This is a genomic window from Paracoccus sp. L-17 (genome assembly GCF_056857655.1).
This window is the reverse complement of record NZ_JBSXNM010000033.1, coordinates 60025-85879: the sequence shown is the minus strand read 5'-3', so window position 1 is coordinate 85879 and position 25855 is coordinate 60025. Positions and strand designations below refer to the sequence as shown.

Here is a 25855-nt window from a genome sequence, read left to right as displayed (position 1 = left end):
ACTATAGCCCGTCGCTCAATGCCACTCCTATCGTGTCCATGCTAGCCCATTCCTGGGAGGAGGAAGCGGTGCCATTGCTCTACAGCCGCTCGGAAAACGTTGGTCGGATGACTTTCGATTTTCCCGAGAAGAAGAATGCCCTTGATCAAGACGCACGCAAAGAGATGGAACGCATCGTTACCCAGGTGCGCGACGATGACCGTGTGCGCGCGCTGTTGATCACGGGCGCCGGGGGCGCGTTTTGCGCCGGAGGCGACATCAGCACTTTCGCCGGTTCTTCGCCTGTGGCCATGCGGGACCGCATGAAACAACAGCACCGCGTAACCCGGATGCTATATGATCTTGAAAAGCCGGTCGTCGCGGCGGTTGCCGGGCCGGCCTTTGGCGTGGGGTTCAACATTGCGCTTCTGGCTGACGTGATCCTGGCCGCGCCCTCGGCCCGTTTTTGCCAGGCCTATGCGCGCGTGGCGATCGTGCCCGACGGTGGCGGGCTTTACTTGCTGGCGCGGACGGTCGGGACGCAGCGGGCGAAGGCGATGTTCCTGACGGCCCAGGTGATCGATGCCCAAGAGGCGCACGACCTTGGGATCGTCCACGCAATCCACGAAGAAGACGCGCTCGACGCAGAGGCCGCTGCGCTGGCCGCGCGTCTGGCCGAAGGGCCGACCCGAGCCTTTGGGCTAGGCAAGTCGATGCTGAACCGTGGCATTGATTGCGATTTCGCGACCTATCTCGAGATCGAGGCAACCGCCGAAGCCCATATCATGCAGACCGCAGATCACCGCGAGGCGGTCGCCTCTTTCAAGGAAAAGCGCCCGCCGCGCTTTGTCGGATCATGAACGCGGCGCCCGATAGTGGCCCGCTGGCCGGTCTTCGGGTGATCGACCTCGGGCAGGTCTACCTTGGGCCCTATTGCGGTCTGATGTTCGCGCTCATGGGGGCCGAGGTCATCAAGGTCGAGCCGCCCGGCGGCGACAGTATCCGCGGCATCGCGGGCGGGCGCGAGAACCCCGCAGCGATGATGCTCAATTCCAGCAAACAGAGCGTGACGCTCGATCTGGGGTCCGAGGGCGGGCGCAGCGCCCTGCTGGCGCTGGCAGATTCGGCCGATGTTCTAATCGAGAATTTCCGTCCCGGTACGATGGAGAAACTGGGGCTGGGATGGGAAACACTCTGTGCCCGCAATCCGCGCCTGGTCATGGGGTCAGGAAAGGGCTACGCGGCCGATTCCGTCTATCGCGATGCGCCGGCGATGGATTTTCCTATTCAGGCCCTGACCGGGCTGATGTCGGTGACCGGGTTTCCCGATGGTCCGCCGGTGAAATGCGGCGCGGCGATCACCGATTTTCTGGGCGGTATCCACCTTTTTGGTGGCATTATGGCGGCGTTGCATGCGCGCAGCGCGACAGGGCGCGGGGACTTTGTCCAGATCGCGATGCAGGACGTCACGCACCACGCGCTGGCGTCGAATATCGCAAGCTATCTGCTGGCGCCTGACGGGTTCGCCGACCGGGCCGGCAACAGTCAGGCCGTGCTCAAGGTCGCACCCTACGACCTGTTTCCGGCGCGCGACGGGCAGGTGGCCATCATGTGCCTGAACGATCGCCACTGGCAGCAGCTGACCCGGGCCATGGGTCGCCCTGATCTGGCCGAAGATCCCGAACTGACCGCGGGACCCGCGCGCTGCGCGCGGCGTGCCCAAGTCGATGGCTGGGTGACGGCGTGGACCTCAGGTCAGACCCGCGCCGAGATTTTCGCGGCCCTGAGCAGCGCACATGTGCCGGGCGCCCCGGTGCGCACGCTCGCTGAGGTGGTGTCGGACGATGACATGCGCGCCCGCGGCATGATCCATGACCTTCCGCATCCAGACCTGGGCACGGTCCCTGTTCCAGGGCTGCCGATGCGTTTCGCGGCTCACCCACAGGTCGCCCCTATCCCCGCACCAGCCGCAGGCGCCGATACGGCGCGCATCCTGGCCGCACTGGAACAGGACCTACCCTCTGCTCAATCAAAGGACACCTACTGACATGTTCAAGCTCGATCCGGAATTGGAGGATTTTCGCAACGAGGCACGCAAGCTGGCTGAGCGCGAGTTTGCTCCCAGGGCCGCCCATTGGGACGAAGCCGAAGAGTTTCCAGCCGCGAACCGCGACAAGCTGGCCGAACTTGGCTATCTGGGAATGTTCATCCCTGAAGAATACGGCGGCTCCGGCGCGCCGGTGATCCAGGGCACGGTGTTTCTGGAAGAAATGGCGCGGGTCTGTTTCAACACGGCGCTGGTCTCGCAACTCTACCTGAACGGCCCATCCCGGGCGATCAGCGTTCTGGGCAGCGACGAGCAGAAAAAGCGGTTCCTGCCAGACATGGCGGCCGGCAAGAAATTCATCGCAATCGCCATCAGCGAGCCCGAGGCGGGGTCGGCGGTGACAGACCTGCGCACCACGGCCACAAGGGACGGCGACGGATGGGTGCTGAATGGCAACAAATGCTGGTCCACGGGCGCCCATGTGGCCGATTATGCGCTGGTCTTCTGCCGTTTCGGCAAGGCCAGCGGGGCGAAGGGGATTGGTGCCTTTGTCGTCGATCTGAAGAAGCCGGGCGCGCGGATCGGCCACATATCGCTGAAGATGGGTGGCCGGGGACTGACCGAGGCCGAGATCATCCTTGAAAACTACAAGGCCGGTCCCGAGGACGTGCTGGTCGAAGGGAACCCGGAAAGCTCGCGCTCCTTCGCGCTGTTGATGAGCAGTTTCGGACCCGAGCGGGTGGGCAACGCAGCGATGTGCGTGGGGCTGGCGCAGGGCGCTTTCGATGCTGCCAAGTCGTATTCCGAGATTCGCCATCAGTTCGGGCGCCCGATCAAGGAATTCCAGGGCCTGCAATGGAAAATCGCCGACATGGCCACGCAGATCCATGCTGCGCGTCTGATGGTCTATCGGGCCGCGACCAACCCCGCGCCGAACGGCTTTCCCGATCCGATGGATGCGACCATGGCCAAGCTTTACGCCAACGAAATGGCGCAGAGGGTCACGAACGAAGCGCTGCAGATCCACGGTCACAATGGTTACACGCGCGAATACCCGCTGGAACGTATGGTGCGTGACGCGCGCGGCTTCGCGCTTGGCGGTGGCACCGTCGAAATCCTGCGCAATACGATCGCCGCCATGGTCTACGGCCACAGCTTCGACCAGCGGCGGGGGTAGCGCGGATGCATCCCTCGTTGCTAACGACAGAACAGGTCGCTCTCAAGGATGCCGCGCGCAAACTGGCGCTCGGGGAATTCCGGGACCGTGCCGCACGCTGGGACCGCGACGGCATCTACCCCGAGGAAAACCACCATCGCCTGGGCGCGCTTGGCTATCTGGGCATGACCATTCCCGAAGAATACGGCGGTGGCGGTGCGCCGCTGGTGGATTGCTATCTCGTGATCGAGGAACTGGCCAAGGTGGATTTCAATACCGCGCTGATCGTTCACGATCAGAACGTCTCGCCCCGGATCATCGCCACCTGCGGCAGCGAGGCGTTGAAGCAGGCTTTCCTGCCCCGCTTCGCCGCGGGCGAGATCGAATGCGCGATCTCCTGGACCGAGCCCGAGGCCGGGTCGGACGCCACCGCGGTGACGACATCGCTGCGCCCGGACGGGGACGGGTTTGTGCTGAACGGCGGCAAGATCTTTACCACTTTCGGCGACAGGGCCGATTACCTTCTGGTCTATGCCCGGTTCTGCGAAAGCAAAGGCGCGCGGGGCATCGGAACCGTTTTGGTGCACCGCAAAAGCCCCGGCGTTTCGGTCCATATTCTTGAACAGAAGATGGGCGCGCGCGGCTGCAACGAATGCGAGATCCATTTCGACGATGTGCGGGTGCCGTCCGAAAACGTCGTGACCGAAGGGCTGGCCGGCAACTCCAGCGGCTTTGTCCGCCCGCTGGGTGTCTATAACGCCACGCGCGTCGGCATGGGGATACTGGCGCTTGGTGTCGCCGAGGGGGCGTTCGACCTTGCACGCGACTACATGAAGACCCGCCGGCAATTCGGCAAGGCGCTGTCCGAGATGCAGGGGCTGCAATGGATGATGTCGGACATGAAGGTGCAGATCGAGGCCGCACGGTCGTTGTGTTATACGGCGCTGTCGCTGATCGACCGCGGCCAGCCCGATCCAACATTGTCTTCGATCGCCAAGGTTCAGGCCACCGAAATGGCACAGCGCGTCACCCATGACGCCATGCAGATGTTCGGTGGCTACGGCTATTTCGGTTCGCTTCCGTTGGAGCGGATGGTGAGGGATGTGCGGATGCTGACGATCACCGGGGGAACGACCCAGATACACAAGAACGGGATTGCTCGGGCGCTGTTCACTGACTGACGAATCTTCGCCAAAGGGAGGGGCGGCCATGACAAGCGATATCACTGTGGAACACTCAGAAGGTCTGGCCGTCGTGTCGTTGAACCGGCCCGACAAGCTGAATGCGCTGACCCTCGACATGCGTGTCGAACTCCTTGACGCGTTTCGCGATATCCAAACTGACCCGCGGATTCGCGCCGTATTACTGCGGGCCGAGGGCCGCGCTTTTTGTGCGGGTGCGGATATTTCGACCATGGGCAAGGACGATGTCTGGGGTGATCGGGCGCGCTTGTACAGGGCACACCAGATGATCCTTTCCATATTCAACTGCGAGAAGCCTGTGGTTGCCGCGGTGCGCGGTCCGGCGGTCGGGATCGGTCTGAGCATGGCGCTCGCCTGCGACGTTATCCTGCTCTCCGAGACGGCAAGATTCGGTCAGGTTTTTCGCAAGATCGGGCTGGCCCCCGATGGCGGCGCGGCGTTTTTCCTTCAGAATCTGATCGGTCGGCAACGTGCGACGGACCTTGCCTTCTCAGCGCGGATGGTGCCGGCGGATGAAGCCCTGAGCCTGGGATTGGCAAGCCAGGTTCATCCCGATGATGTCCTCGACCGGGCGGCCCTGGACTATGCGACAGACCTGGCCGCGGGGCCGACCTTTGCCCTGGCCGGTACCAAGCGGCTGATGCGCGCCGCGATGCAACCGTCTCTGGAGAGCTTTCTTGAAACAGAAGCCATCATTCAGGGGCAAATCATCAAGAGCGCGGATCACGCCGAAGGCATCGACGCCTTTCTGAGCAAGAGAAAACCGGTTTTCCGTGGCGCATGACCAAGCGGATTGGCCCTTTTTACGACAGGGAAGAGATAGTGATGGAAACAGTTATTGGACGACTCGGCTGGGTGTCGCGGATTATTACCTATATTGCGACTGCCCTGGCGGCGCTGATGATGGTCCATGTGACGATTGATGTCGTTCTGAGCCAGTTTGTCGCCGAGCCGTTGCCGGCAACGGTGGACTACGTGTCATACTATTACATGGTCGGGTTGGTCTTCCTTCCGCTGCCATTCGTCGAATTCACCAACGAACACATCAAGGTTGATCTGATCCACGATCTGATCCCGGCGGCGGGCAGAACCGTTCTGGACATGCTGGCGCTGGCATTGTCGGCGGTATTCTATGGCCTGCTGACATGGCAAACCTGGATAGACGCGCTCGAGAAATACGCCGTTGGAGAGAAATCCATGGGTATGGCGGCGGTGACCGTCTGGCCCGGCCGCTTCTTTCTGCCAATCGGCGCGGGTCTGATGGTTCTGCTCTTGCTGGCAAAGCTGATCCAACGCCCCTTCACCGATGCAGGCATGGCCAGCCCCAATCACGACATGTACGAATAGGAGCACGACGGTGAGTTTTTTTCAGATCGGCCTTTGTGGCATTTTCACTGTGATCGTGCTGGTACTGTTGCGCGTCCCCATAGCGGTTGCACTGGGTATCGTGTCCTTTTTCGGGTTCTGGGCCATGTTGGGCAGCGGGGCCGCATTCGGTCTGCTGACGGCGGTGCCCTATGATTTCGCTGCGCACTGGACCCTCAGTTCGATCCCGATGTTCCTGTTGATGGGATACGTCTGTTACCAGACAGATATCACGCGCGGGATATTCAAGGCCGCCAGGGTCTGGCTGTCGTTCCTGCCGGGGGGGCTGGCGGTCGCCAGCGTGGGCGGCGCGGCGCTGTTCTCGGCGGCGGCCGGTTCCAGCCTGGCATGTGCCGCGGCCATGGGCCGGATCGCTGTGCCGGAAATGCTCAAGCGCGGCTACGATCCCGGGCTGAGCACTGCGGTGGTTGCCGCGGCCGGCACCATGGGGTCGCTCATCCCGCCGAGCATCCTTCTGATCATCTACGGCATCTTTGCCGAGGTCGCGATCAGCAAGCTGTTTCTGGCCGCGATCGTGCCGGGCGTGCTGACAATGCTGGGGTACTGGGCCGTGATCATCGTTCGTGCGTGGATCAATCCCGCGCTCGCGCCGTCGCACGACGAAAGCGCGACATGGTCCGAACGGCTGGAGGCCCTGAGCGAGACATGGCCCGTTCTCTTGCTGGTGGTGGGCGTTTTCGGTGGTCTGTTCACCGGGATATTCACACCCACGCAGGCCGGGGCTGTCGGGGCGGCGTTGTCCTTCGCGATCGCGGCGGCGCGCGGCACCCTGAACTGGAAAGTTTCCAGGATCGCGCTGATGGACACTGCGAAAATGACCGCGGCGATCTTCATCATTGCGGTCGGTGCCAACCTGTTTTCGAGGTTTTTGGCGATCAGCGGTATTCCCGCAGCGATGACGGACCTGGTGATTGACCTGGGGGCCAGCTATGTGATGCTGGTTTTTGGCACGGCCGTGATCTTTTGCCTGCTGGGCATGATCCTCGATCCGCTGGGCATCCTGCTGCTGACGCTGCCGATCCTTCTGCCGATCTACGAGGCGAACCATATCAGCCTGATCTGGCTGGGCGTGCTTGCAACCAAGCTGGTCGAGATGGCTCTGATTACCCCACCGGTGGGGCTGAACGTGTTCGTGATCAAGGGCATCGTCGGAGATGCGGTCCCGATTTCACTGATTTTCAAGGGTGTTTTTTGGTTTCTGGCTGCGGATGTGGTGGTCCTGATCATCATGGTCGCCTTTCCCGAACTGATCATGTTCCTGCCAGAGCTCGGCAACTGATTTGGCCATCCCGGCCGTGACGAACCCCGCGCAATAGCGGGGTCTTGAAAAAGAGGAGGAGACCACATGAAACTGACCAATGCGTTTGCCGCGCTGGCGGCGACGGCCGTTCTAGCGGCGACACCGGCCCTGGCCGAGAAGCGGGTGACGATATCCAACTGGACCTCGCCCAATCACGCGACATCGCGTGGCCATGCCGCCTTAGTCGAAATGACCGAATCTGAGTTTCCGGATGCCTTCGACTTCAAGCTGTTTACTGGCGGCGCCTTGCTTGGCCCCAAGCCGACACTGTCCGGCCTGCGCGACGGTGTTGCCGATGTCGGTCTGCTGGCGTTGACCTATTTCCAATCGGAAATGCCCTATGCGCAGCTCGTTGCCGATCTCGCCCTTCTGGGCGAGGACCACTATGCCATGGCCGGTGCGACCAGCGAATTCGTCATGCTGCATTGTCAGCCATGCAAGGACGAGTTTGCCAAGAACGGTATGGTGGCGCTGAGCGGGATCAGCACGGCACCCTATGTATTGCTTTCCACAACGCCGATCATCGACATCTCAGACATGCAAGGCGTCAAGCTGCGCACTGGCGGATCGGTCTGGGACCGCTGGGCGGTGCGCCTGGGTGCGGAGCCGGTGAATGTTCCCTCGAGCGAGATGTATGACACGATGAGCCATGGTGTCGTCACTGCGGCAGTGCAACCCGTCGGGGCGCTCAAGGGGCATAGCCTGATCGAGGTCGCCAAGCACCTGACGGAATTGCCGCTGGGCACCTACCATTCCGGTTCGATCTTTGCCGCAGGCCCGACGTTCTGGTCATCTCTTTCGCCCGAACAACGCGAGCAATTCGTCAAGAACATACCCGAGGCCGTGGCGCAGACCGAGGTGTACTACGAAACCGACGATCTCGACGTGCTGAAAGAGGCGGGTGGGCTTGGCCTGCAGGTACACCAGCCGTCGCCTGAGTTTCTTCAGGATCTCATTGATTTCCGCGCCGCCGACCTTGACGAAATCGCGCGCATTTCGCGCGAGGAACGCGGCATCGAAGAGCCCGAAGCGCTGATTGCAAAATACCGGGAACTGATCGTGAAATGGCACGGTCTGGTTCAGCCGCTGCAACCGATCCGGGACAATCATCAGCCTTATGCAGACCTTCTGCGTCAGGAGATTTATTCCAAGATCGACTTCGCAACCTACCCGAACTGAGCCGTTTCAGGCCTGAATACACAGCGGCCCTTCGCAAGAAGGGCCGCTTCATTCCTTCCTTCGTCTGTTCAGAGGGTGGCTTCGGTGCCCAGGATATTCGTCACCTGGCTGGACAGGACACCGCCGTTGCCGTGGGCCAGGGCCAGTTCGGCACTGCCGATCTGGCGATCGCCAGCATCGCCGCGAAGTTGCCGCACCGCCTCGACCAGCGTGAAGATGCCGTACATCCCGGGATGCACGCATGACAGGCCGCCACCATTGGTATTGACCGGCAGGTGGCCGCCAGGCGCGATGCCGCCGTTCGCCACAAACGCACCGCCTTCGCCTTTCTTGCAAAAGCCCAGATCTTCAAGAAAAAGGATCACATTGATGGTGAACGCATCGTAGAGCTGGACCACGTCGATGTCCGCGGGTTTGACACCCGCCATGTCCATGGCCGTTCGCCCTGATTGCGCGGCGCCGGTCACGGTCAGGTCCGCCATTTCGGAGATGTCGCGGTGCGTCGTGCCCTCGCCGCCGCCCAGCAGATACACCGGGGGCCTGGGGTGATCCTTGGCCGTCTCGGCCCGCCGCATCACGATCGCGCCGCCGCCATCGGTCACAAGGCAGCAGTCGCGCACCCGCAGCGGGTCCGAAACCAGCCGCGAGGCGATGACATCCTCGCGCGTCAGGGGATCGCGCATGAAGGCGTCGGGGTTCTTTTGCGCCCAGGCGCGGGCCGCCACCGCCACGTCGGCCAGCTGTTCGCGTGTGGTGCCGAATTGCGTCATGTGACGGTCTGCGGCCAGCGCATAGGACGACAGCGGGAACAACGGTCTGTAGGGGGCCTCGTAGGTGGGCAGGCCAAGCGCAGTCATCAGCTTGCCCGAGGCGGTGCGCTGGTTCGATCCGTAGCAGATCAGCACGGTATCGGCGAGCCGCAACTCGAGCAGCATCGCGGCCCAGAGCGTGTGCGACAGGAACGACGAGCCGCCCATGCGGTTGTTCATCGTGAACTTGGGGTTCAGGCTCAGTTCCTGCGCCAGTGTCAGACCCGACAGCATGTCCAGCGGCTGGCAGGTGGCAATGGCATCGACCTCGCCAGGTGCGATCCCTGCATCGGCAAGCGCGCCGTGCACCGCCTCGATCGTGATTTCCATTGAGCTTTTGCCATGGGCCTCGCCGCAGCCCGCCAGCGCCGCACCGACGATGGCAGCTTTTCCCCGCAAACTCATTTTGCATACCCTTCTGGCCGAAAAACCACGGCGGGGGCCCCTTCGGCGCCTTCGCCGATCGACGCGGTTACTTTCAGCCCGGCGACAATCTGGTCATGCGCGATACCGTCGATGCGCGACATCATTCGTACCCCTTCCTCCAGGTCCACCAGAACCACGTTGTAATCGCCGCCTCGTTCCGGTTTTCGGCGCACGACCGTTCGCGCATAGACGGTGCCCCTCCCGGTTGGCGCGATCCATCCCAGATCCGCGCTGCCGCAGGCCGGACAGATCACGCGCGGATGGAATACATGGGTGCCGCAGCCGCCACATTTCTGAATCTCGAAGACGCCCTCGGCCAGCTTCGCGGCGAAGACGGCGTCCGGCCCTGGGCCTTGTCCAATGCCGGCCATCTCAGAACCCGATGTGGAAGCCACCGTTCACGCTCAGGTGCTGGCCGGTGATATAGGATGCCGCGTTGGACAACAGGAAACAGACGGGCTGCGCGACTTCTTCAGGGGTGCTCATCCGTCCCATCGGAATCTGCGCCATATACCTGTCGGCGAATTTTTCAGAGCGGATGGTCTCGGTCATCGGTGTCTCGACCATTCCGAAACAGACTGAATTGACGTTGATGCGGTAACGGCCCCATTCACGCGCGGCGCTCATTGTCAGGCCCAGAACCCCGGATTTTGCCGCGCCATAATTGATCTGACCGATGGTGCCGCGACGCCCGGCATCGGATGAGATATTCACGATGGCACGGCGCGCGGCGCTTTCGGGGTCTTTTTCGACCCGGTCCTTGTAATAGGTCCCCACGGCCTGAAGGCAGGCGAAGACACCGGTGAGGTTCACGTCGATGACCTGTTGCCAGGTGGCCCGGTCCATCTTGTGGATCATCGCGGCGCGTACGATCCCGGCGTTGTTCACAAGCCCGTTGATGTCGCCGAATTCGTCGAGGGCGAATTTCACGAGCTTCCCGGGAAAGTCCGGGTCGGCCACATTCCCCACGATGGCGCGGGCATTGCCACCGATCTGTTCGACGGTTTCCTTGACGCCGTCCTCGTTCAGATCGTTCACCACGACCTTGGCGCCCAGCTCTGCCGCCAGCGCCGCCACACCGCGGCCGATACCCTGTCCGGCGCCTGTGACGATAACCACTTGATTGTCCAATGCCATCGGGTTGATCACTTCTGTCTCCTTTTGTCCTTCGTTTGTTTGGTCTCGCTCACCATCGGTTCACTCAGGTGGTCACGACGGTGGTGCAAGCCGCTTGATCACGGCATCGCCATGGGCCAGATGGTGCCCGTCCTGATTGAAGATCTCGCCCTGTACAAAAACCAGTTTGCGTCCGCCCCCGACAATGCGCGCGCGGGCCGTCAGCGTGTCTCCTTCGGTCGCCGGGGCGACGAAACTGGTGGTAAGCGAAAGCGTAAGGCAGCGATGACCGGGGCGGCCATCCCCCGCGTAGGCCGCGCAAAAGGTGACCGCGTTGTCCAGCATGGTCGCGTAGACACCGCCATGCACCGAAAAAGCGCCGTTCAGGTGATCGCGTCCGATGGCCAACCGCAGCTCGGCTTTGCCATCGGACCACGAGACGAAGCGCACGCCGAGCAATGCGTTGAACGGGGCGGGGATGTCCGGTCTGCCGTCTTGTGCGCTCATATTACGCTGTCTCCTGCTTGGCCGAGACCATCACCAAAGCGACAGCCACTGCCGCCATAGCGGCACCTGCGCCCACCGCGCCGAGGATCGGAACCGCCAGACCCGCGTTCGAGGGAAAGGCGAAGGCCAGACCGGCAATACCAAGAAGGACGCGGGCGATTGTTCCTGGCAGCCCGGTTTCGATCCGCCCGACGCCAAACAGATACCCCTGAATACCGGCGCAGACCAGCAGAATGCCGAGACCGGCGCGCAGAACCGTAAGCAGGCTTTCGAGTGGACCGGCTTGCAGGATGAACGCCGGATCAAGGACGAAGAAGAAGGGAATTATATAGACGATGGTCCCAAGCTTCATCGCTTCGAAGGCCGTCGCAAAGGGTTTGGCCTGGGCGATGGCCGCCGCGGCGAAAGCCGCGAGCGCGACGGGGGGGGTGATATAGCTCAGCATGCTCCAGTAAAGGATAAATAAATGGACGCCGATCGGATCGAGCCCGCCGGCGACCAGGGCGGGTGCCAGCGACACCGCCAGAATCACATAGGCGGCGGTCACGGTCATGCCCATTCCAAGAATGAAACTGGTCAAAGCCCCCAGCAGCAGAAGCAGAAAGATGTTGCCGCCCGCGATGAACAGCAGATCGTTCGAGATCGTTCCGGACATCCCGGTCACCGCCAGTCCGCCGACGATCAGCCCGACCGCCGCAAGAATGGCAACAAGTTCGACGAACAACTGTCCCGTGGCGATCAGAAAATTCATCAGCTCCTTTCGCCCCCAGCGTGATTTTGAGAGCAGCTGGTTCAGGACAAGAAGCAGCGCGGTCGCATAGAATGGAGCGATCGCCTCGCGCTTGAGGTAGAGCAACATCCAGATCAGCAGCCCGAAGACGGCGAGAAAGTACCAGCCTTCGCGCAGCACCTTGCCGATCCTGGGAAGGTCGGCGCGCGGAACGCCTTTCAGTCCGTTGCGCGCCGAGTATGCGTCGATTTGTGCGAACAGGCCGAAAAAGTAGAACAGCGAAGGAAGCACCGCCGCCACAACGATGTTGGTGTAGTCGGTCGCCAGGAATGTCGCCATGACAAAGGCCGTGGCGCCCATGATAGGGGGCATCAGCACCGCCCCCGTCGACGCCGCCGCTTCGATCCCCGCCGCATAAGTGGGCCTGAACCCCACCTTTTTCATCGCTGGAATGGTAATTGATCCGGTCGTCAGCACATTGGTGATCACGCTGCCGCTCATCGAACCGGTCAGCCCGCTGGTCAGAACTCCTACCTTGGCCGGCCCGCCCCGGACATTTCCGAGCGCGGCAAAGGCGATGTCGATAAAAAACGGACCTGCGCCGGTATGTTGCATCGCAACGCCGAAGATCATGAACCCCACGACAAGATTGACAAAGCTGCGCATCGGTATGCCCAGCACACTTTCGCCGCTCATCGCGTGGAAGATCGCCGTTTCGACGGGCGAGCGCTGGAAGCCCTGGATCGGGCCGGGCGCATAGTTGGCGATCATGGGGTAGATGGAAAATACCAGGATTACCGCGAACAGCGTCCAGCCGCCGGTGCGGCGCGCGGCCACGAGCAGCAGGAACCAGAAGGCGAAGCTGGCGATCACGGCATTAAGAGGAGCGGCGAAATCCCACCCTTTGTTCACCACGCTGCGCCCGTAGTAGGCAAAGAAGGCGCAGGTGATCAGGGCCAGCAGGGCCAGAAAGTAATCCCACCATCGCGTCGATCCGTAAGGATCTGACTTTGAACAGGGAAAGACAAGGAACACCAGTGGCAGCGTCAGCAGAAGCATCACGTAGAGGTAGTGAATTTCAAGCAACCGGACGTTCATGAAGAAGCCCAGATTGAACAGATGGTTGACCGACGCCGCGGTCAAAAGCAGCGCCGAGACGACGAGCGACCAGCGAACAAACGCGGGCAGGGTGCCCATACCGGTCGGTTGCGCCGGCGCTTCCTGTGTTTCCTGTGCCATGCCCGTATTCCAGTTTTGTGCTGCGTTGCTTTGTGCGCGGCGCCTGTGGGGCGCCGCGCTGTGTCGCATCAGCGGAAAAAGACTTCGTGGCCGGCCGCTTCCAGTGCGTCGGCACGGGCTTTCATCCATGCAGCGGCAAATTCTTCTTCACCCTCTGGAGCGTCCCCGACAAATGTGCCCCAGGCCCGCAAGAGCACCTCTTGCCGTTCCACCAATTTGTCCTGGTTTGCCTGGGCTTCCGGTGTCCACAGACCCTTTTCCTTGAAGTAGGCAACGCTGCCATCGCTCCATGGCATCACCCAAGACAGGATCTGGCGATCAATCGCATACGCATTGGCACCGGGGGCGGCATCCTTGTAATCGTCGAACCCTGCGTCAAGCGCGGCTACGATGTTGCGCACCTCGGTGGAATCCTGATCGGAGTTAGTGACCAGGATCGGATAGGGGTACTGCGCCATGGGCAGTGGGGAGGCGGGGTCGATGCCCGGCCCCACAGACACCATATGCGGTGTCACGAAGGGCGTTACGCTGGTGTAGCGTTCCCATGCTTCTGTCTGGTCCGCGGGTGTTTCAAGCCATTTCAGGCCGCGCGGGCTTGACTCGATCTGGTAGTTTACGGTGGTCGTCGTCAGTGCAAAGGCGGCATCCACACGGTCTTCGAGAATGCCCTGGAGCGTGTTCACATAGCCCGAGAATTCCACTGCCTCCACGTCGTCCCATGTCAGGTCCGCAAAGGCCAGCAGCCCCTCCATGTTGACATCGATCGCCGGCGAACTGACGGCGCGACCGACCCGTTTGCCCTTGAGGTCCGTAATCGTCTCGATGCCGGCATCGGCCGCGACGGCGACACCCAGACCGTAGTCGCCGACAGCCTGAAGCACCGCGCGGATCGGCTGCGGGCCCCATTCCGGCGAGGCGAACAGGAAGACGCCTTCGCCGGCGAAATAGGAGGCGATGCCGCACAGGCAATAATCGACCGTCCCGTTTTTGAGCGGCGTCATCCGCGAGACGTCGTTTCGCCCCGGAAGCACGCGGACCGTCGATCCGTATTTGCTGCGCATCATGTTGCCGATGGCTATGGAATGCGCATGACCGGCCGATCCCGTGTCATAGGCCGACCAAGCGATCACGTCAGGCAGATCGATGTCTTGCGCGCCAGCCGAGGTGGCCATTGCCAGGCATGCGGCAGCGATCCCGGTTATCTTGAACTTCATGATATTCTCCTCCTTGTTGGTCGTCGGTCCCGGATGGCGCCCATTCAGATCAAAGCTCTGAAAACGCGACATCCTTGTCGACGCGTATTTCAGGCGGCAGCCCGAGAATGCGTTCGCCGATGATCGTGCGCTGGATCTCGTCCGATCCCCCTGCGATCCGGTTGCCCGGCGCGGTCAGGTATTCGTTTCGCCAGCGCGCCATGTCATCCCCGGCCTTGGCTGATATGCCCGCCGAAGTTCCCGCCAGATCCATCCCGAAAGCGCCCATTTCCTGCCGCAGCTTGCCCAGCAACAACTTGCCGATCGAGCCCTCTTCACCCGGTGCCTGGCCGCGCGAAAGCGACGTCATGACCCGGTAAGAGGTGAATTCCAGTCCGCGTTGACGCGCGATGAAATCGGCAATGCGCGCGCGCACCTCGCCGTCCTCGATGGCCGGGCGACCGTTCCGTTCGACACGGGTAGCCAGTTCAATCAATTCCTCGGCCCGCGCGCCGCCGCTGGCCCGGCCGACGGAAATACTGAACCGTTCGTTCATGAGTGTGGTCAGCGCCACCTTCCACCCTTCGGATACACCGCCCAAGCGGGCGCTGTCTGGCACGCGCAGGTTGTCGATGAACACTTCGTTGAAACTGGAGCTGCCCGAAATCTGGCGAATAGGACGGGTTTCGATGGCCGGGTCGGACATGTCCACAAGGAACATGGTCATTCCCTTGTGCTTGGGCACCTGTGGATCGGTGCGCGCCAGCAGGATGCCGTGAGTGGAATAATGCGCCCCCGAGGTCCAGACCTTCTGACCGGAGATCACCCATTCGTCGTCTTCGCGGCGTGCACGGGTGCGGATACCGGCCAAATCGGACCCGGCGGCGGGTTCGGAAAAAAGCTGGCACCAGATATCTTCGCCCGTGAGAGCCCGGGGCAGGAATCTTGTTTTCTGGTCTTCGGTGCCGTGGATCATGACCGTAGGCCCAACCAGCCCGATCCCGATCAGAAAGACGTTGGGCGGGACGGCGTAGCGCCCTTCCTCTTGATTCCAGATCACTTGCTCGATCGGAGTGGCGTCACGCCCACCGAAAGCGCGGGGCCATGTCAGCCCCGCCCAGCCTGCGTCGGCCTTTCGTGCCTGCCAGTCGCGCGCACGGGCAACTTCGTCGGCGTCGCGGGCCATGAAATGGTCCTGGGCCTTTTCGCTTCCATTGCGGCGGGTCGCGTTGGCATCAAGCCAGTCGCGCGCCTTGGCGCGGAACGCGGCTTCTTCCGGGCTGTCGCTGAAATCCATCTGCACTTTGTCCTTGTCAGTTCGCGGCCCTTTGGCCGTCCGCCAGATTGCAAAGCAGCCGCTCGCGCCACAAATCGGCCAGGCCGAGTTCGGCCTTCAACTGCCATCCTCGCCGCAGAAACAAATGCGGGTCGGCCGCCCAGGTGAACCCGATCCCACCGTGAAGCTGCACCGATTCCTCAGTGGTGAATTGCACTGCATCGAGAGCCGCGAGGCGTGCGACCGCCGCCGCTTCGGACAGCCGTTCATCCCCGCTCGCCAGCGCCCAGGCGCCGAAAAAAGCATTGGACCGTGCCAGCTCGATCTTGGCGAACATGTCCGCGAGCCGGTGCTTGACCGCCTGAAAACTGCCGATCTGGCGTCCGAACGCCTGCCGCTCGCAGGCATAGTCTCTGGTCAGGAAAAGCGCCCGCTCGGCCAGGCCGATCTGTTCGAAGGCGGCCAACACTGCGGCGCCGTCCAGAAGAGTCCGGATCGCTGCGGGATCGGAACCGGGAAGCAGTTCAACCGGCGTGTCGTGAAAGACGATCTCGGACGTCGGACGGGTGCGGTCGATCGCATCCAGCGCGCTGATCGACACCGACGGGTCCGAAAGATCCGCCAGATAAAGGCGCGCGGTGCCGCCTTCGTCCAGGGCGGCGACGATCGCGAATGACGCATCGGATGCGAACGAAACTGGCGATTTCCGTCCCGAAAGGCGATCCTGCAGCACTTTTGCCGAGACCCGTTCCGGTGCAGACCCTCCATCCTCGGCAAGCGCGGCGGTAACGATCATGCGGCCTTCGGCGATCCGGGGAAGCAGATTTTCCCTTTGGCTTTGCGTGCCCAAGTCCTGAATCGCGGGGATCGCCAGGCCAAGAACCGGGCCAAAAGGTATGGCGGCCAGGCTACGGCCGATCTCTTCGGCGACAATGGCTAGTTCGATCGCCCCCATCGCCGCCCCCCCGTAGTCTTCGGCAATTGCAAGGCCCAGCCATCCGCCGTCCGCCAAGGCAGCCCAAGTTGCGGAATCGAACCCGTCGGCAGCCTCAAGACAGTCATGCGCCACCGCGAGAGTGGCGTGATCGCTCAGCATTCGTGCCAGCGTGTCGCGTATGGCATCGTGTTCGTCGGAAAAGCCGAAATTCATGCTGGTCCTCTTCGGGTCATGGCATTTGGCGCCCACTCACGAAAAGGGTAGGCCCGCGTTCGGTATGTCCCAAACGCTATCCGGCACCAGCCGCGTGAAAACACATATGTGCTGTGGCGTGGAAAAAGGGGCCAATGGAGCGAAGAATGCGATTCATCAAGAATGTGCTCAATCGACGTGAAAGCCGCAAAAACGAGGCAGTCGATTGATTGCTGCGGAGCTTGCCGCCTAACGTGAAGGAACCGGGGCGTGTTCCGGGCGCAGGACAGATGTGGCCGAACCCTCTCAGAAAATGGAACTGATCAAGGGAATTTTGCGGAATGGAAACTGTAGGACTCGGATTTTGTTACGAAGATTTGCCTGTGGGGCGCAGGTTTCGGACCATTGGGCGCACCGTGACTGAAACCGATATCACGAATTTTGTCAGCGTCACCGGCATGCTTGAGGTCTTGTTCATCAATCGTGACTTCCGGGAGAAGGAATCCAATATCCCCGGTTTCGCCGCGCCCGGTGCGCTGGTCTATACCTTCATGGAAGGGCTCTTGACCCAATCCACAATGCAACATACAGGCTTTGCCTTTCTGGACATGGAACTGAAGGTCATGGGGCCCACATTTGCCGGGGACACCATCCATTGTGAGGTCGAGGTAACAGAATCGCGCCGGTCGAAGAGCCGTCCGAACCGCGGATTGGTGCGGACGCGAAACAAGGTGTTCAAGCAAACCGGAGAACAAGTATTGGAGTATACGCCGTTGCGGATGATCAAGGCCCGCACGACGGATAAAGAGCCAGGAAAGGCATAGGCCTGTTCCGGATAGCGGCACTGGAGACATGACCATGAAAACCGCGCAATCTGACCGAGCCGAAGCCGCCGGACGCACATCGGAAGGCCCCCGGTCCTTGACGCGTATCCTTGCGTTGTTCGATCTTTTGGCGCACTGCAAACGTCACATGTCTCTTTCGGAACTCAGTATCGCGATTGATTGCCCCAAGAGCAGTTTGCTGCTGCTGCTTCGGCCCCTCACCGAGAAGGGGTATCTGATGCGCGAGGAAGACAATTACTTTCTGGGTCCGAGGATTTTTCAGTTCGCCCAGTCAATTCTGACCAACCACCCGTTCGAATCCGTCCTGCGCGGGGTGATGAATGATGTGGTTAACCAGACCGGTGAAACCATCCTGTTTGCTGTCCGGGACGGCGAGAAAGTCATTTATTCGTCGGTCGTCGAAAGCCCACAGCCCGTTCGGTATGTCGCCCAACAGGGGATCAACCGGCCATTGTTCTGTTCGGCATCGGGGCTGGTCATGCTGGCCTTTGACACGCAGCAGGAACTGGACGACTACTTTCGGCGCACTGAGTTAAAGCCGCTCACGCCCAATTCGATCACCGATGAAAATAAACTGCGCGGGATAATTTCTGAGATTCGCAGAACCGGGTATTCCAGTACGGCGGGAACCGCGCATGTCGATGCTGCGGGATTCGGGGTTCCGGTCTTTCGTGCCGGCGGACACTTGGCAGGGGCATTGGTGATTGGTGCTCCTCTGGAGCGCGCCAAGCGTAACAAGAAGCAATATGTTGCCGCTGCCAAAACGGCCGCTGAACAGCTCTCCCGAGCACTCGGCTATCGTCGGGAGCTTGAGAAAACCGGCCGGCACTAGACGTGTGCCGCCCGCCGGTGTTGTCATGCCGCAGGCGGGATCATCTCAGTCCGAGTCCCCGCGCAATGATACCGCGAAGAATTTCGCGTGTGCCCCCGCGCAGCGAGAACGACGGAACCGCGAGTTCGGTATACGCCAGAACAGCCGCATAGCTGTCGCGCCCGCCAGGCACCGCCGGGCGCGTCACAAGACTGCGGGCCAGGCGCGGAATGTCCTGTTCGAAAAGCGCTCCCAGATCCTTGACGATGGCGGCCTGAAGTGACGGGTTCTTTCCTTCGTTCAACATTCCGGCCACCGACCGTGACATTTGTCGCAGCACCATCAGATGCGCGGACAGACGGCCAATTTCGGCCTGCTGTGCTTCGGTTGCATCTTCACGCAGTAATCGGATCAGTTCCTCGATCAGGGCAAAAGACGACAGGAACCGCTCGGGGCCGCTGCGCTCGAAGGCCAGTTCGCTCATGACCTGTGACCAGCCCTCGCCTTTCTCGCCCAGCAGTGCATCGGATGGCAGAAAGGTGTTGTCGAACACCACCTGGTTGAAATGATGCTCGCCCGCCAGGTCGATGATCGGGCTGATCGACATGTTCTCGGTTTCCTTGAGATTGACCAGGAACTGGCTCATTCCGCCATGGCGGTCGTCGCTCTTGCCGGTGCGGCAGAACAGGATCATGTAATCGGCGACATGCGCATAGGTCGTCCAGACCTTGGTGCCGTTGATCCGGAACCCCCCTTCGACCTCGGTGGCGACGGTGCGCGTGGCCGCAAGGTCCGAACCGGAATCCGGTTCGCTCATCCCGATGCAGAAACAGAGCTCGCCCGCGGCGATGCGCGGCACGATCCTGCGTTTCTGATCGTCGGTGCCCTTGGCAAGAATGAGCGGGCCGCTCTGTCGATCGGCGATCCAGTGCGAAATGACCGGCGCACCGGCGGCCAGTAGCTCTTCAGACACGACATACCGCTCAAGCGCGCTGCGCGCGTGGCCGCCGTATTCCTTTGGGAAGGTCATGCCGACCCAGCCGCGCTGCGCCAGCTTTCGTGAAAAATCACGGCTGAACCCATTCCACGACTCCGCGCGTTTTATGGGCGGGAAATCGGCCAGTTCGTCGGCCAGGAACGCGCGGACCTCTTGCCGGAGGTCGTCATAGTCGGCGCCGGGCGGGGGGGGGGGGAAAGCGGTGAGGGTCATGCCTGGGTCCCTTTTGCAGCGCTGTCGGTGATGAAATGCCAGAAGGTGTCGTGGGGGCTCGACAGGGCGGCCCGCCCAAGTTCCCTGGTCCAGTCAAGCTCGGTGCCGAACTCGTCACGCCAGCCCCAGATCCGTTTGGTGAAATGGTGAAGCGCGTGTTCCTGGGTATAACCGATGGCCCCGTGAATCTGGTGGGCCAGGGCCCCGACCTTCTCGGCCGCTTCTCCGGCGCGGGCCTTGGCGGCGGCAACGGCCAGCGCAAAGGCCGGTGTGTCATAGCTGCCGGCCGCCATCTCGGCGGCCGTGCGCGAGGCTGCGGTTTCTCCGGCCATTGTCGCAAGATTGTGCTGGATCGCCTGGAACCTGCCGATTGGCCGTCCGAACTGCACCCGGTCGTTGGCGTATTGAACGCTCATCTCCAGGATGGTCTCCATCGCCCCGGTGGTGGCAAGACTGCGGATAAGTGCACCGAGCCCGCGCATCCCTCCCACGGGTCGTGGCAAGGGGGGGGCATCGGTCTCTGTCAGGGTATGATCGAGTTCGATGTCGTCGCGCGGCATCCCGGCAAGATCCTGCGCCGGGTCAACGATCAGATCCTTCACCGGCAGGGACAGGACGTGATCGGCACCGTCCAGGACGCCAATGGTCACGATCCGGTTCGCCCAGCGGGCAAAGGGCACCAGTGTCAGATGCCCGCTCGCATGGATCTTCTTGCCGCGCCGTTCCAACCGCAGCGCTTCGCCTTCGGCGATGGTCAGCCTGCCACCGGGAAGGGCCATATTCGCGGCCGCCAGCACGGCGTTTGCGATCAGGGTTTCAGCCAGAGGCAAGGGCAGGCCATGCGCCCCGGCAATACGCACAAGACCGAGCGCCTCGGCCGGTGGCACGCCGAAACCGCCTGCGTCCTCTGGCACCAGCGCCATGGTTAACCCTGCCTCCTCGATCTGCGTCCAGAGCGCCTCGGGGCATTGTCCCGAGGCGGCGTCTTCGCGCATGCGGTGGGTGACATGGTCGCGGAACAGTCGCTCTGCCATGTCATGAATCATCGATTCCATCAGACGGTCCTTTCAGACGGTATTTGATCGGCGCTGGACATTTCCTTCACGGGCTTGTCCTGCCGCGCATGGTCTTTTTGCCCGTCGGGGGCTGACGCCTCTCGCAGTGGCGGCAGATGCAGCCGCGTGCGCAGATCCCGGCGGAACGCACTGGCAGAGGGCGCCGCGCCCCCGTCCCTGCGATATTTTCCGAGGCAATCGGCGATTTTGTCGCCGATCGCGGCAGGGGTTGCCGGATCCGAGGGAGAGCCAGGGTGCGCCGCGACCGAGGTTTCGGCCAGGGTTACGTTCCCTTTGCGCAGGCGGACATGGACCGTCCCATGGTCCACGCCAGCGTGATCCCACCCCGCTTCCGGCATGGTTTGGATATGCACCATGTCCATAAGCCGGCGCACCGCGGGGCGATGGGGGCTGTCCCCTTCGAAATCCGCCAGCCCGACCTGGCCCTGCTGCAGGGCCACGGCGAGCGTATAGGCGGCGCAGAACTTGGCCTGCATTCCATCTTTGGGGTCGGTGACATGCAACGGGACCATGACGCTTTCGGGCACTGTCATTTCAATCACCGATCCTTCGGGCACCGACTCGCCGCCGCGTTCGGCGTGAAGGTGCCGCCCGGCGGCGATCATCCTGTGGGTGAGGTAGCAGCAGGGATACAGCTTGCGGGACACCGTGCCCAGATCGATCCGCGGTTCCACCGCTGCGGGGTCGGCCGCAATCCCGTCCGGGCCGGCATAAAGGTCGAAGAAGCCGCGCGCCGCGAAGATATCCGGGGCGCCTGTGATGCCGGCCTCGGCCATCCGGGTGGCCCGCAATCCGACAAGGGCGGCGTTTCCGGCCTGGATCGGTTTCGCCATGGCGCCGAAGTTGATCTGCATTCCCCCGGCCAGCGACGCGGCCAGGGACAGGGCGTTGCGGACCGCGTCGTCGTCGAGCCCAAGCTGATGCGCGACCGCTGCCGCCGATGCCAGAACCCCGATGGTCGACGTTGCGTGCCAGCCCTTGTTGTAGTGGCCAAAACCCAGGATCTGACCGAGCGCGACATTGACGGCTGTTCCGACTGCAAGCGCGGGGGCAATGCGGCCGGCCGTGTCCGGCCGGACATCCGCGGTGGCCAGCAGCGCCGGCACGATTACAACACTGGGATGGGTGACGCTGACCGTGTGGACATCGTCGAAATCGAGCGCATGACCGGCAACCGCGTTCAGGAACGCGGCCTGTTCGGGGCTGCCACCTTCAGCAGCTCCTGCCGGGACTGCCGGTCCGCCCGCGTCAAGCGCGGCCAGCCGGCGAACCACCGGTTCATGCCACCCGCCATAGATGGCGGCTATGGTATCCTCAACGCAAAGCGCGGCCTGCTCGGCGTCTGCAACGCTCAGCCGGTGCGGCGCGGCGACGAACCGCGACAAACGGATGGTGAAATCGCTGATCATCCACTTCTTTCTCTGACACTGCACATTGCCTCATCACGGCGGGCGCTATCAACTCTCGGCCCCACTCTTTCGCACATATGTGTTGGAGCGGGATACTTGCGTTGTGATCCTTGCTGCCGTTGGATATTCTGGGTGCTCATCCTTCCTCTGTTTCCGTGCCGGATCGGGCGTTGGACGTGACCGTAGAGCTTCGGAAAGAAGAACAGACGTGGTTGAGGGTATCGGCGTGAAAAGTCGGGCAGACAAGCACGCATGTGCGGAGAGACATTTCGAGGCACCGTTGTGTCATTGTCCGCCAGGCGATGTATCGTCGGAGGCCCGGAACCAAGGCGGTCAGTGCCACCACAAATCCGGGCTTGTCCGCCCTGCGCCAACAAGATGAGCACCTTGTGTGTCCTTGCCTGTGAATGGGAAATTGTCGGCATCGCATTTCCGCCGTCGTGCCATGAAAGACCGCATCTGCCGTTGCGTCACAGACACAACGAGCGCCTTCGGAAAAGGGGGGGCAGATGTCGCCTGTCGAGCGCCTGAAAGGTTCCGGCAAGCGCAACAGGTTTACGGCCATTTGTCTGCTGACTTGTCTTGGTGCTGCCATCATTCAGGATGTCTTGCCCTCCGCCGTCGCGTCCATCGCTGCCGCGCCGTTTTTCTGCATCTATCTTGCCATTTCGTTCCGCTACATCGCCCGTGTCGGATGGGTGCTGCTTTTCTTCTCTCTCGCGATCGCCCTTCTGGCGCTGGCCAATGGAATCGACCCCGGCATCTTCGTCCAGGCGGCGGGGCGCGTCGTGTTCCTGTCCGCCCTGCTGACGGCTGTCGCCTTCCTGCGCATCGCGGCCACCCAAGACCCGATCGTCGAGGTTGCCGGTGAATTCCTGACGCTGCAGCCGCCGACCCGTCGCTACGCCTCTCTGGGTGCGGGCGGGCATCTGTTCGGGGTGCTTCTGAATCTCGGCGGGCTTGGGATGATGCTGGAGATCATCATGAAAGGGCTGGCGGCGCATCGGCACGAGATGGACGAATTCGTATTCCAGGCCCGCAAGCGCAGGATGGTAAGCGCCTGTATGCGGGGGTTTTCCTCGATCGCTTTCTGGACGCCGTTCGGGATCGCTCTCAATCTGATGATTCTTACAATTCCGGGGCTCGAATGGACGACCCTGGCGCCTTACGGGATTGCTCTGGCCGCTATGCTGTTTCTTCTGGGATGGCTGTTCGACACGGTGGAATGGTGGCGCCCGCCCTCGGCGCGCGGCCGGGCACCGGCCCTGACCGGTGACTTGCCGGACTGGAGCCGCTGGGCCGTCCTGATCGTGTCCGGGCATGTGCTTTTCTTGGGCGCCGCCGTGGTCACGCTGGACCGGTTGACCCAGTACAGTTTCCAGACCGTCCTGATCACCATCGTGCCCATCTATGCACTGCTCTGGTCGGTTCTGCGCAGCGGCAGTGGCAGCCTGGCCGATATGTCGCGCCGGTTTGTGGCCCAGGCACCGGGTTTCGCGACCGAAATGAGCGTCATCGCGTCGGCGGGGTTCATTGGTCTTGTCGCATTGGAGGTCGCCCCGGTCGAATGGATTGCCGACCATTTGGGCTGGATGGCCGCGCGGCCGGTCACGACTGTTGTGCTGTTGATCATGACGGTGTTCCTGACGGGGCTGCTGGGCGTGCATCCGATGATCTCGGTGGTCCTGCTGGCAGAGGTGGTCAACCGCGTCGGCGTGGAAGGTTTGTCGCCGCTTGCTCTGGGCCTTGCGCTGGCTGGTGGCTGGAGCAGCATCATCTGCATGGGGCCGGCCATCACGGCCGTGGTCTACGCCTCTTCCATCGTGGGCGAGCGGCCGCTGACCATCGGCTTGCGGTGGAACGGGATCTTCGGTGTTGCGAGCATCCTCCTCATCACGCTCATCGTTGGCGGCGGTGTCGCGGCAGGGTGGTTCTGACCGGCCTCAATTGCCTGTCAGGAACCGGGCGCAAGCATTTCCACATATGTGTTCGATCAGGCTTTGCGCCAGCCGGAAGGTGATGGATCGCGTGCCGTCAACTAGGATGGGCCAGCGCAATCAGTATCGGAGTGGCATGCCCAACGATGGAAGGCCAAGCGAAACCCACACGTCGCAGCAAGGTCACAGGCCTGCAAGACGCAGCCCGGCTGGCACGGGGCGCTTTGGAAGAACGCCCCGAGCTTTGTCTCGGTGGTCTGTTCAAGCAAAGCCGCCCTGTCGCACTGGTGCGAGCGTTGCTGGCCGCGGGCGCGGATGGTCTGCATGTGTATTCCTCGCCGGGCGCGGGGTATGACATCGACCTGATGATTGCGGCAGGAGCGGTCGCACAGGTCTTCATTCCCGGCGTTACGCTGGAAAACCGGCTTTGCCCGAATTTCCGCCGCGCGGTCGAGGCAGGGCAGGTGACCGCGCACGCGCTGGATGCGCTGACCGTGGTGGGCGGGCTGATGGCGTCGGCTCATGGCGTGCCGTTCCAGCCAATCGACGCGCTGCGCGGATCGGACGTTCTGAAGCACAACCCGCTTTTGCGCGAAATCAACTGCCCGTTCTCCGGCCGCCGTATTCACGCCGTCGGGCCGATCCGCCCCAAAGTGACGTTCTTGCACGCGCAGGAAGCCGACCGCTGGGGAAACCTGCGCCATCTCAGCACGATGGTCTACGCCGATCAGCTGATGGCACGCGCGTCTGACATGGTCATTGCCAGCGTGGACCGGATCGTGCCGGACGAGGTCGTTCTGGACGATCCCTCGCGGGTTACCGTGCCGTCTTATTATGTCGATGCCGTGGTCGAGGTGCCCTATGGCGCGCACCCAACCGCGAGCTTTCCCAACTATGCGATGGACGAGGAACATATCGATGCCTACGCCGATCTGGGGGATGCCGCCCGGACCGGCGACAGCACGGGGCTGGACGCCTATATCGCCCGCCATGTGACCGGACCGAAAAACCAGAGCGACTACATCGAAGCGGTCGGGGGAACCGGGTATTTCGCCGTGCTCGAAGCCGAGGCACGGAACGAATGAGTGCAGCGGTTTCCCCAATTGAACAGATGGTCGTCGTGTTGGCCCGCGATCTGGCCGACGGAGAACTGGGTGCGGCGGGTGCAGCCGCGTTGGTGCCGATGGCGGCCATTGCGCTAGCCCGCGAGCTGCATGCACCGAACCTGACGGTCGGCGGCGAGATGTTCTTCAACCCCGAGCCGGGGCGTTTGTATCCGTCGATGCTGGACGATCGTGCGCTCGGCCGCTGCGAGGCCGCCGAGACCTTTATCGAGTTGTTCGGCCACAGCCATCACGGGCTGGATTTTTTCTTTCACAGTGGCTTGCAGCACGATGTGTACGGCAACATCAACCTGCACCACGTCGGCGGCACGCTGCACGCACCAAAGATGCGCGGGCCGGGGGCAGCAAACCTGTCATACTGCCACACCTCGTCGCGGTATTACATTTGCCCCACCGTGCATACGGCGCGAAACTTTGTGGAAACGGTCGATTTCATCACAATACCCGGACATCTGTCCGGGCCTGCCGCGAAACGCGACGCCGGGCTGGTCAATGAAGGACCGCGCCTGGTGGTGACACCGCGAGCGGTTATGGATTTCGACAAGACGACGCTGCGAATGCGACTGAAATCGGTGCATGCGGGAAATACGCCCGAAGAGGTCCAGCGTCATACGGGGTTCGATCTGGCGATCAGAGGCGAGGTGCCGCAAACGCAGCCACCAACGGAGGAAGAATTGCGCGTTCTGAGAGAGCGGATCGACACATCGGGGACCCTGCGTGCTTAAGCGACCGGGCTGACGTTACTTTAAAATCAAAAACGGGAGGATAA

At 62.1% G+C, this 25855-nt stretch carries 24 protein-coding genes; 13 read left to right on the top strand and 11 right to left on the bottom strand.

Annotated features, from left to right (window positions below):
* Window positions 1-38: 38 nt before the first annotated feature.
* The 8 genes from AC13CR_RS07340 to AC13CR_RS07305 all read left to right on the top strand — a co-directional run bounded on the left by AC13CR_RS07340 (window position 39) and on the right by AC13CR_RS07305 (window position 8249).
* Window positions 39-839 carry an enoyl-CoA hydratase/isomerase family protein gene (locus tag AC13CR_RS07340; protein ID WP_482900539.1) on the top strand — a complete coding sequence of 267 codons (801 nt, stop codon included), beginning with the start codon at window positions 39-41 and terminating at the stop codon, window positions 837-839.
* Window positions 836-2026, top strand: coding sequence for a CaiB/BaiF CoA transferase family protein (locus AC13CR_RS07335; RefSeq protein WP_482900538.1), 1191 nt, complete (start codon window positions 836-838; stop codon window positions 2024-2026). Before AC13CR_RS07340 ends, AC13CR_RS07335 begins: the two co-directional genes overlap by 4 nt.
* 1 nt (window position 2027) lies before the next feature.
* Window positions 2028-3203, top strand: a complete 1176-nt coding sequence (locus AC13CR_RS07330) for an acyl-CoA dehydrogenase family protein (RefSeq protein ID WP_482900537.1) — start codon at window positions 2028-2030, stop codon at window positions 3201-3203.
* Window positions 3204-3220: 17 nt separating this feature from the next.
* Window positions 3221-4363 (top strand): acyl-CoA dehydrogenase family protein, encoded by a 1143-nt coding sequence (locus AC13CR_RS07325; protein WP_350080640.1) that lies wholly within the window; start codon window positions 3221-3223, stop codon window positions 4361-4363.
* 28 nt (window positions 4364-4391) lie between these two features.
* Window positions 4392-5168, top strand: a complete 777-nt coding sequence (locus AC13CR_RS07320; RefSeq protein WP_482900536.1) for an enoyl-CoA hydratase/isomerase family protein — start codon at window positions 4392-4394, stop codon at window positions 5166-5168.
* Window positions 5165-5731 carry a TRAP transporter small permease subunit gene (locus AC13CR_RS07315; protein WP_482900535.1) on the top strand — a complete coding sequence of 189 codons (567 nt, stop codon included), beginning with the start codon at window positions 5165-5167 and terminating at the stop codon, window positions 5729-5731. Before AC13CR_RS07320 ends, AC13CR_RS07315 begins: the two co-directional genes overlap by 4 nt.
* 10 nt (window positions 5732-5741) lie before the next feature.
* Window positions 5742-7049 (top strand): TRAP transporter large permease, encoded by a 1308-nt coding sequence (locus AC13CR_RS07310; RefSeq protein WP_482900581.1) that lies wholly within the window; start codon window positions 5742-5744, stop codon window positions 7047-7049.
* A 66-nt stretch (window positions 7050-7115) separates the two neighbouring features.
* On the top strand, window positions 7116-8249 hold the full coding sequence (locus AC13CR_RS07305; protein WP_482900534.1) for a C4-dicarboxylate TRAP transporter substrate-binding protein: 1134 nt from the start codon (window positions 7116-7118) through the stop codon (window positions 8247-8249).
* Between the two features lie 68 nt (window positions 8250-8317).
* Here AC13CR_RS07305 and AC13CR_RS07300 read toward each other — a convergent pair whose 3' ends face one another.
* From AC13CR_RS07300 to AC13CR_RS07265, 8 genes are all read right to left on the bottom strand, one after another.
* Complete coding sequence (locus AC13CR_RS07300) at window positions 8318-9463, bottom strand: thiolase (protein WP_482900533.1); 1146 nt, start codon at window positions 9461-9463, stop codon at window positions 8318-8320.
* On the bottom strand, window positions 9460-9855 hold the full coding sequence (locus tag AC13CR_RS07295; RefSeq protein WP_482900532.1) for a Zn-ribbon domain-containing OB-fold protein: 396 nt from the start codon (window positions 9853-9855) through the stop codon (window positions 9460-9462). The genes AC13CR_RS07300 and AC13CR_RS07295 overlap by 4 nt, the downstream gene beginning before the upstream one ends.
* Window position 9856: 1 nt before the next feature.
* On the bottom strand, window positions 9857-10633 hold the full coding sequence (locus AC13CR_RS07290) for an SDR family NAD(P)-dependent oxidoreductase (RefSeq protein WP_482900531.1): 777 nt from the start codon (window positions 10631-10633) through the stop codon (window positions 9857-9859).
* Between the two features lie 60 nt (window positions 10634-10693).
* Window positions 10694-11107, bottom strand: a complete 414-nt coding sequence (locus AC13CR_RS07285) for a PaaI family thioesterase (protein WP_036051569.1) — start codon at window positions 11105-11107, stop codon at window positions 10694-10696.
* Window position 11108: 1 nt separating this feature from the next.
* Window positions 11109-13076 (bottom strand): TRAP transporter permease, encoded by a 1968-nt coding sequence (locus AC13CR_RS07280; RefSeq protein ID WP_482900530.1) that lies wholly within the window; start codon window positions 13074-13076, stop codon window positions 11109-11111.
* Window positions 13077-13144: 68 nt separating this feature from the next.
* A complete protein-coding gene (locus AC13CR_RS07275; RefSeq protein ID WP_482900529.1) occupies window positions 13145-14290 on the bottom strand; it encodes a TAXI family TRAP transporter solute-binding subunit in 1146 nt (381 codons plus the stop codon).
* 49 nt (window positions 14291-14339) lie between these two features.
* Window positions 14340-15566: an acyl-CoA dehydrogenase family protein gene (locus AC13CR_RS07270; protein ID WP_482900528.1), complete on the bottom strand. Its 1227-nt coding sequence runs from the start codon at window positions 15564-15566 to the stop codon at window positions 14340-14342.
* Between the two features lie 16 nt (window positions 15567-15582).
* Complete coding sequence (locus tag AC13CR_RS07265; RefSeq protein ID WP_482900527.1) at window positions 15583-16695, bottom strand: acyl-CoA dehydrogenase family protein; 1113 nt, start codon at window positions 16693-16695, stop codon at window positions 15583-15585.
* A gap of 320 nt (window positions 16696-17015) precedes the next feature.
* Here AC13CR_RS07265 and AC13CR_RS07260 point away from each other — a divergent pair, with 320 nt between their 5' ends.
* Together AC13CR_RS07260 and AC13CR_RS07255 are read left to right on the top strand one after the other, a co-directional pair.
* A complete protein-coding gene (locus AC13CR_RS07260) occupies window positions 17016-17498 on the top strand; it encodes a MaoC family dehydratase (RefSeq protein WP_057796790.1) in 483 nt (160 codons plus the stop codon).
* Window positions 17499-17526: 28 nt separating this feature from the next.
* Window positions 17527-18351 (top strand): IclR family transcriptional regulator, encoded by an 825-nt coding sequence (locus AC13CR_RS07255; protein WP_482900526.1) that lies wholly within the window; start codon window positions 17527-17529, stop codon window positions 18349-18351.
* 40 nt (window positions 18352-18391) lie between these two features.
* On the opposite strand, the gene AC13CR_RS07250 is transcribed toward AC13CR_RS07255, so the two are convergent.
* From AC13CR_RS07250 to AC13CR_RS07240, 3 genes are read right to left on the bottom strand one after another with little or no spacing between them, the layout of a single operon-like run.
* A complete protein-coding gene (locus AC13CR_RS07250; protein WP_482900525.1) occupies window positions 18392-19540 on the bottom strand; it encodes an acyl-CoA dehydrogenase family protein in 1149 nt (382 codons plus the stop codon).
* Window positions 19537-20595, bottom strand: coding sequence for an acyl-CoA dehydrogenase family protein (locus tag AC13CR_RS07245; protein WP_482900524.1), 1059 nt, complete (start codon window positions 20593-20595; stop codon window positions 19537-19539). The genes AC13CR_RS07250 and AC13CR_RS07245 overlap by 4 nt, the downstream gene beginning before the upstream one ends.
* Window positions 20595-22025, bottom strand: coding sequence for an MmgE/PrpD family protein (locus AC13CR_RS07240; protein ID WP_482900523.1), 1431 nt, complete (start codon window positions 22023-22025; stop codon window positions 20595-20597). The genes AC13CR_RS07245 and AC13CR_RS07240 overlap by 1 nt, the downstream gene beginning before the upstream one ends.
* A 509-nt stretch (window positions 22026-22534) precedes the next feature.
* On the opposite strand from AC13CR_RS07240, the gene AC13CR_RS07235 reads away from it, so the two are divergent.
* The 3 genes from AC13CR_RS07235 to AC13CR_RS07225 all read left to right on the top strand — a co-directional run bounded on the left by AC13CR_RS07235 (window position 22535) and on the right by AC13CR_RS07225 (window position 25811).
* Complete coding sequence (locus tag AC13CR_RS07235; RefSeq protein WP_482900522.1) at window positions 22535-23962, top strand: hypothetical protein; 1428 nt, start codon at window positions 22535-22537, stop codon at window positions 23960-23962.
* Window positions 23963-24186: 224 nt separating this feature from the next.
* Window positions 24187-25047: a CoA transferase subunit A gene (locus AC13CR_RS07230; protein WP_482919990.1), complete on the top strand. Its 861-nt coding sequence runs from the start codon at window positions 24187-24189 to the stop codon at window positions 25045-25047.
* Window positions 25044-25811: a CoA-transferase gene (locus AC13CR_RS07225; protein WP_482900520.1), complete on the top strand. Its 768-nt coding sequence runs from the start codon at window positions 25044-25046 to the stop codon at window positions 25809-25811. Before AC13CR_RS07230 ends, AC13CR_RS07225 begins: the two co-directional genes overlap by 4 nt.
* The last annotated feature ends 44 nt before the right edge of the window (window positions 25812-25855 follow it).

Coding starts and splice junctions, on each gene's coding strand:
- AC13CR_RS07340 (WP_482900539.1), top strand. CDS start 39: ATGCTAGCCCATTCCTGGGAGGAGGAAGCGGTGCCATTGCTCTACAGC.
- AC13CR_RS07335 (WP_482900538.1), top strand. CDS start 836: ATGAACGCGGCGCCCGATAGTGGCCCGCTGGCCGGTCTTCGGGTGATC.
- AC13CR_RS07330 (WP_482900537.1), top strand. CDS start 2,028: ATGTTCAAGCTCGATCCGGAATTGGAGGATTTTCGCAACGAGGCACGC.
- AC13CR_RS07320 (WP_482900536.1), top strand. CDS start 4,392: ATGACAAGCGATATCACTGTGGAACACTCAGAAGGTCTGGCCGTCGTG.
- AC13CR_RS07315 (WP_482900535.1), top strand. CDS start 5,165: ATGACCAAGCGGATTGGCCCTTTTTACGACAGGGAAGAGATAGTGATG.
- AC13CR_RS07305 (WP_482900534.1), top strand. CDS start 7,116: ATGAAACTGACCAATGCGTTTGCCGCGCTGGCGGCGACGGCCGTTCTA.
- AC13CR_RS07300 (WP_482900533.1), bottom strand. CDS start 9,463: ATGAGTTTGCGGGGAAAAGCTGCCATCGTCGGTGCGGCGCTGGCGGGC.
- AC13CR_RS07295 (WP_482900532.1), bottom strand. CDS start 9,855: ATGGCCGGCATTGGACAAGGCCCAGGGCCGGACGCCGTCTTCGCCGCG.
- AC13CR_RS07285 (WP_036051569.1), bottom strand. CDS start 11,107: ATGAGCGCACAAGACGGCAGACCGGACATCCCCGCCCCGTTCAACGCA.
- AC13CR_RS07280 (WP_482900530.1), bottom strand. CDS start 13,076: ATGGCACAGGAAACACAGGAAGCGCCGGCGCAACCGACCGGTATGGGC.
- AC13CR_RS07275 (WP_482900529.1), bottom strand. CDS start 14,290: ATGAAGTTCAAGATAACCGGGATCGCTGCCGCATGCCTGGCAATGGCC.
- AC13CR_RS07270 (WP_482900528.1), bottom strand. CDS start 15,566: ATGGATTTCAGCGACAGCCCGGAAGAAGCCGCGTTCCGCGCCAAGGCG.
- AC13CR_RS07265 (WP_482900527.1), bottom strand. CDS start 16,695: ATGAATTTCGGCTTTTCCGACGAACACGATGCCATACGCGACACGCTG.
- AC13CR_RS07260 (WP_057796790.1), top strand. CDS start 17,016: ATGGAAACTGTAGGACTCGGATTTTGTTACGAAGATTTGCCTGTGGGG.
- AC13CR_RS07255 (WP_482900526.1), top strand. CDS start 17,527: ATGACCATGAAAACCGCGCAATCTGACCGAGCCGAAGCCGCCGGACGC.
- AC13CR_RS07250 (WP_482900525.1), bottom strand. CDS start 19,540: ATGACCCTCACCGCTTTCCCCCCCCCCCCGCCCGGCGCCGACTATGAC.
- AC13CR_RS07245 (WP_482900524.1), bottom strand. CDS start 20,595: ATGGAATCGATGATTCATGACATGGCAGAGCGACTGTTCCGCGACCAT.
- AC13CR_RS07240 (WP_482900523.1), bottom strand. CDS start 22,025: ATGATCAGCGATTTCACCATCCGTTTGTCGCGGTTCGTCGCCGCGCCG.
- AC13CR_RS07235 (WP_482900522.1), top strand. CDS start 22,535: ATGTCGCCTGTCGAGCGCCTGAAAGGTTCCGGCAAGCGCAACAGGTTT.
- AC13CR_RS07225 (WP_482900520.1), top strand. CDS start 25,044: ATGAGTGCAGCGGTTTCCCCAATTGAACAGATGGTCGTCGTGTTGGCC.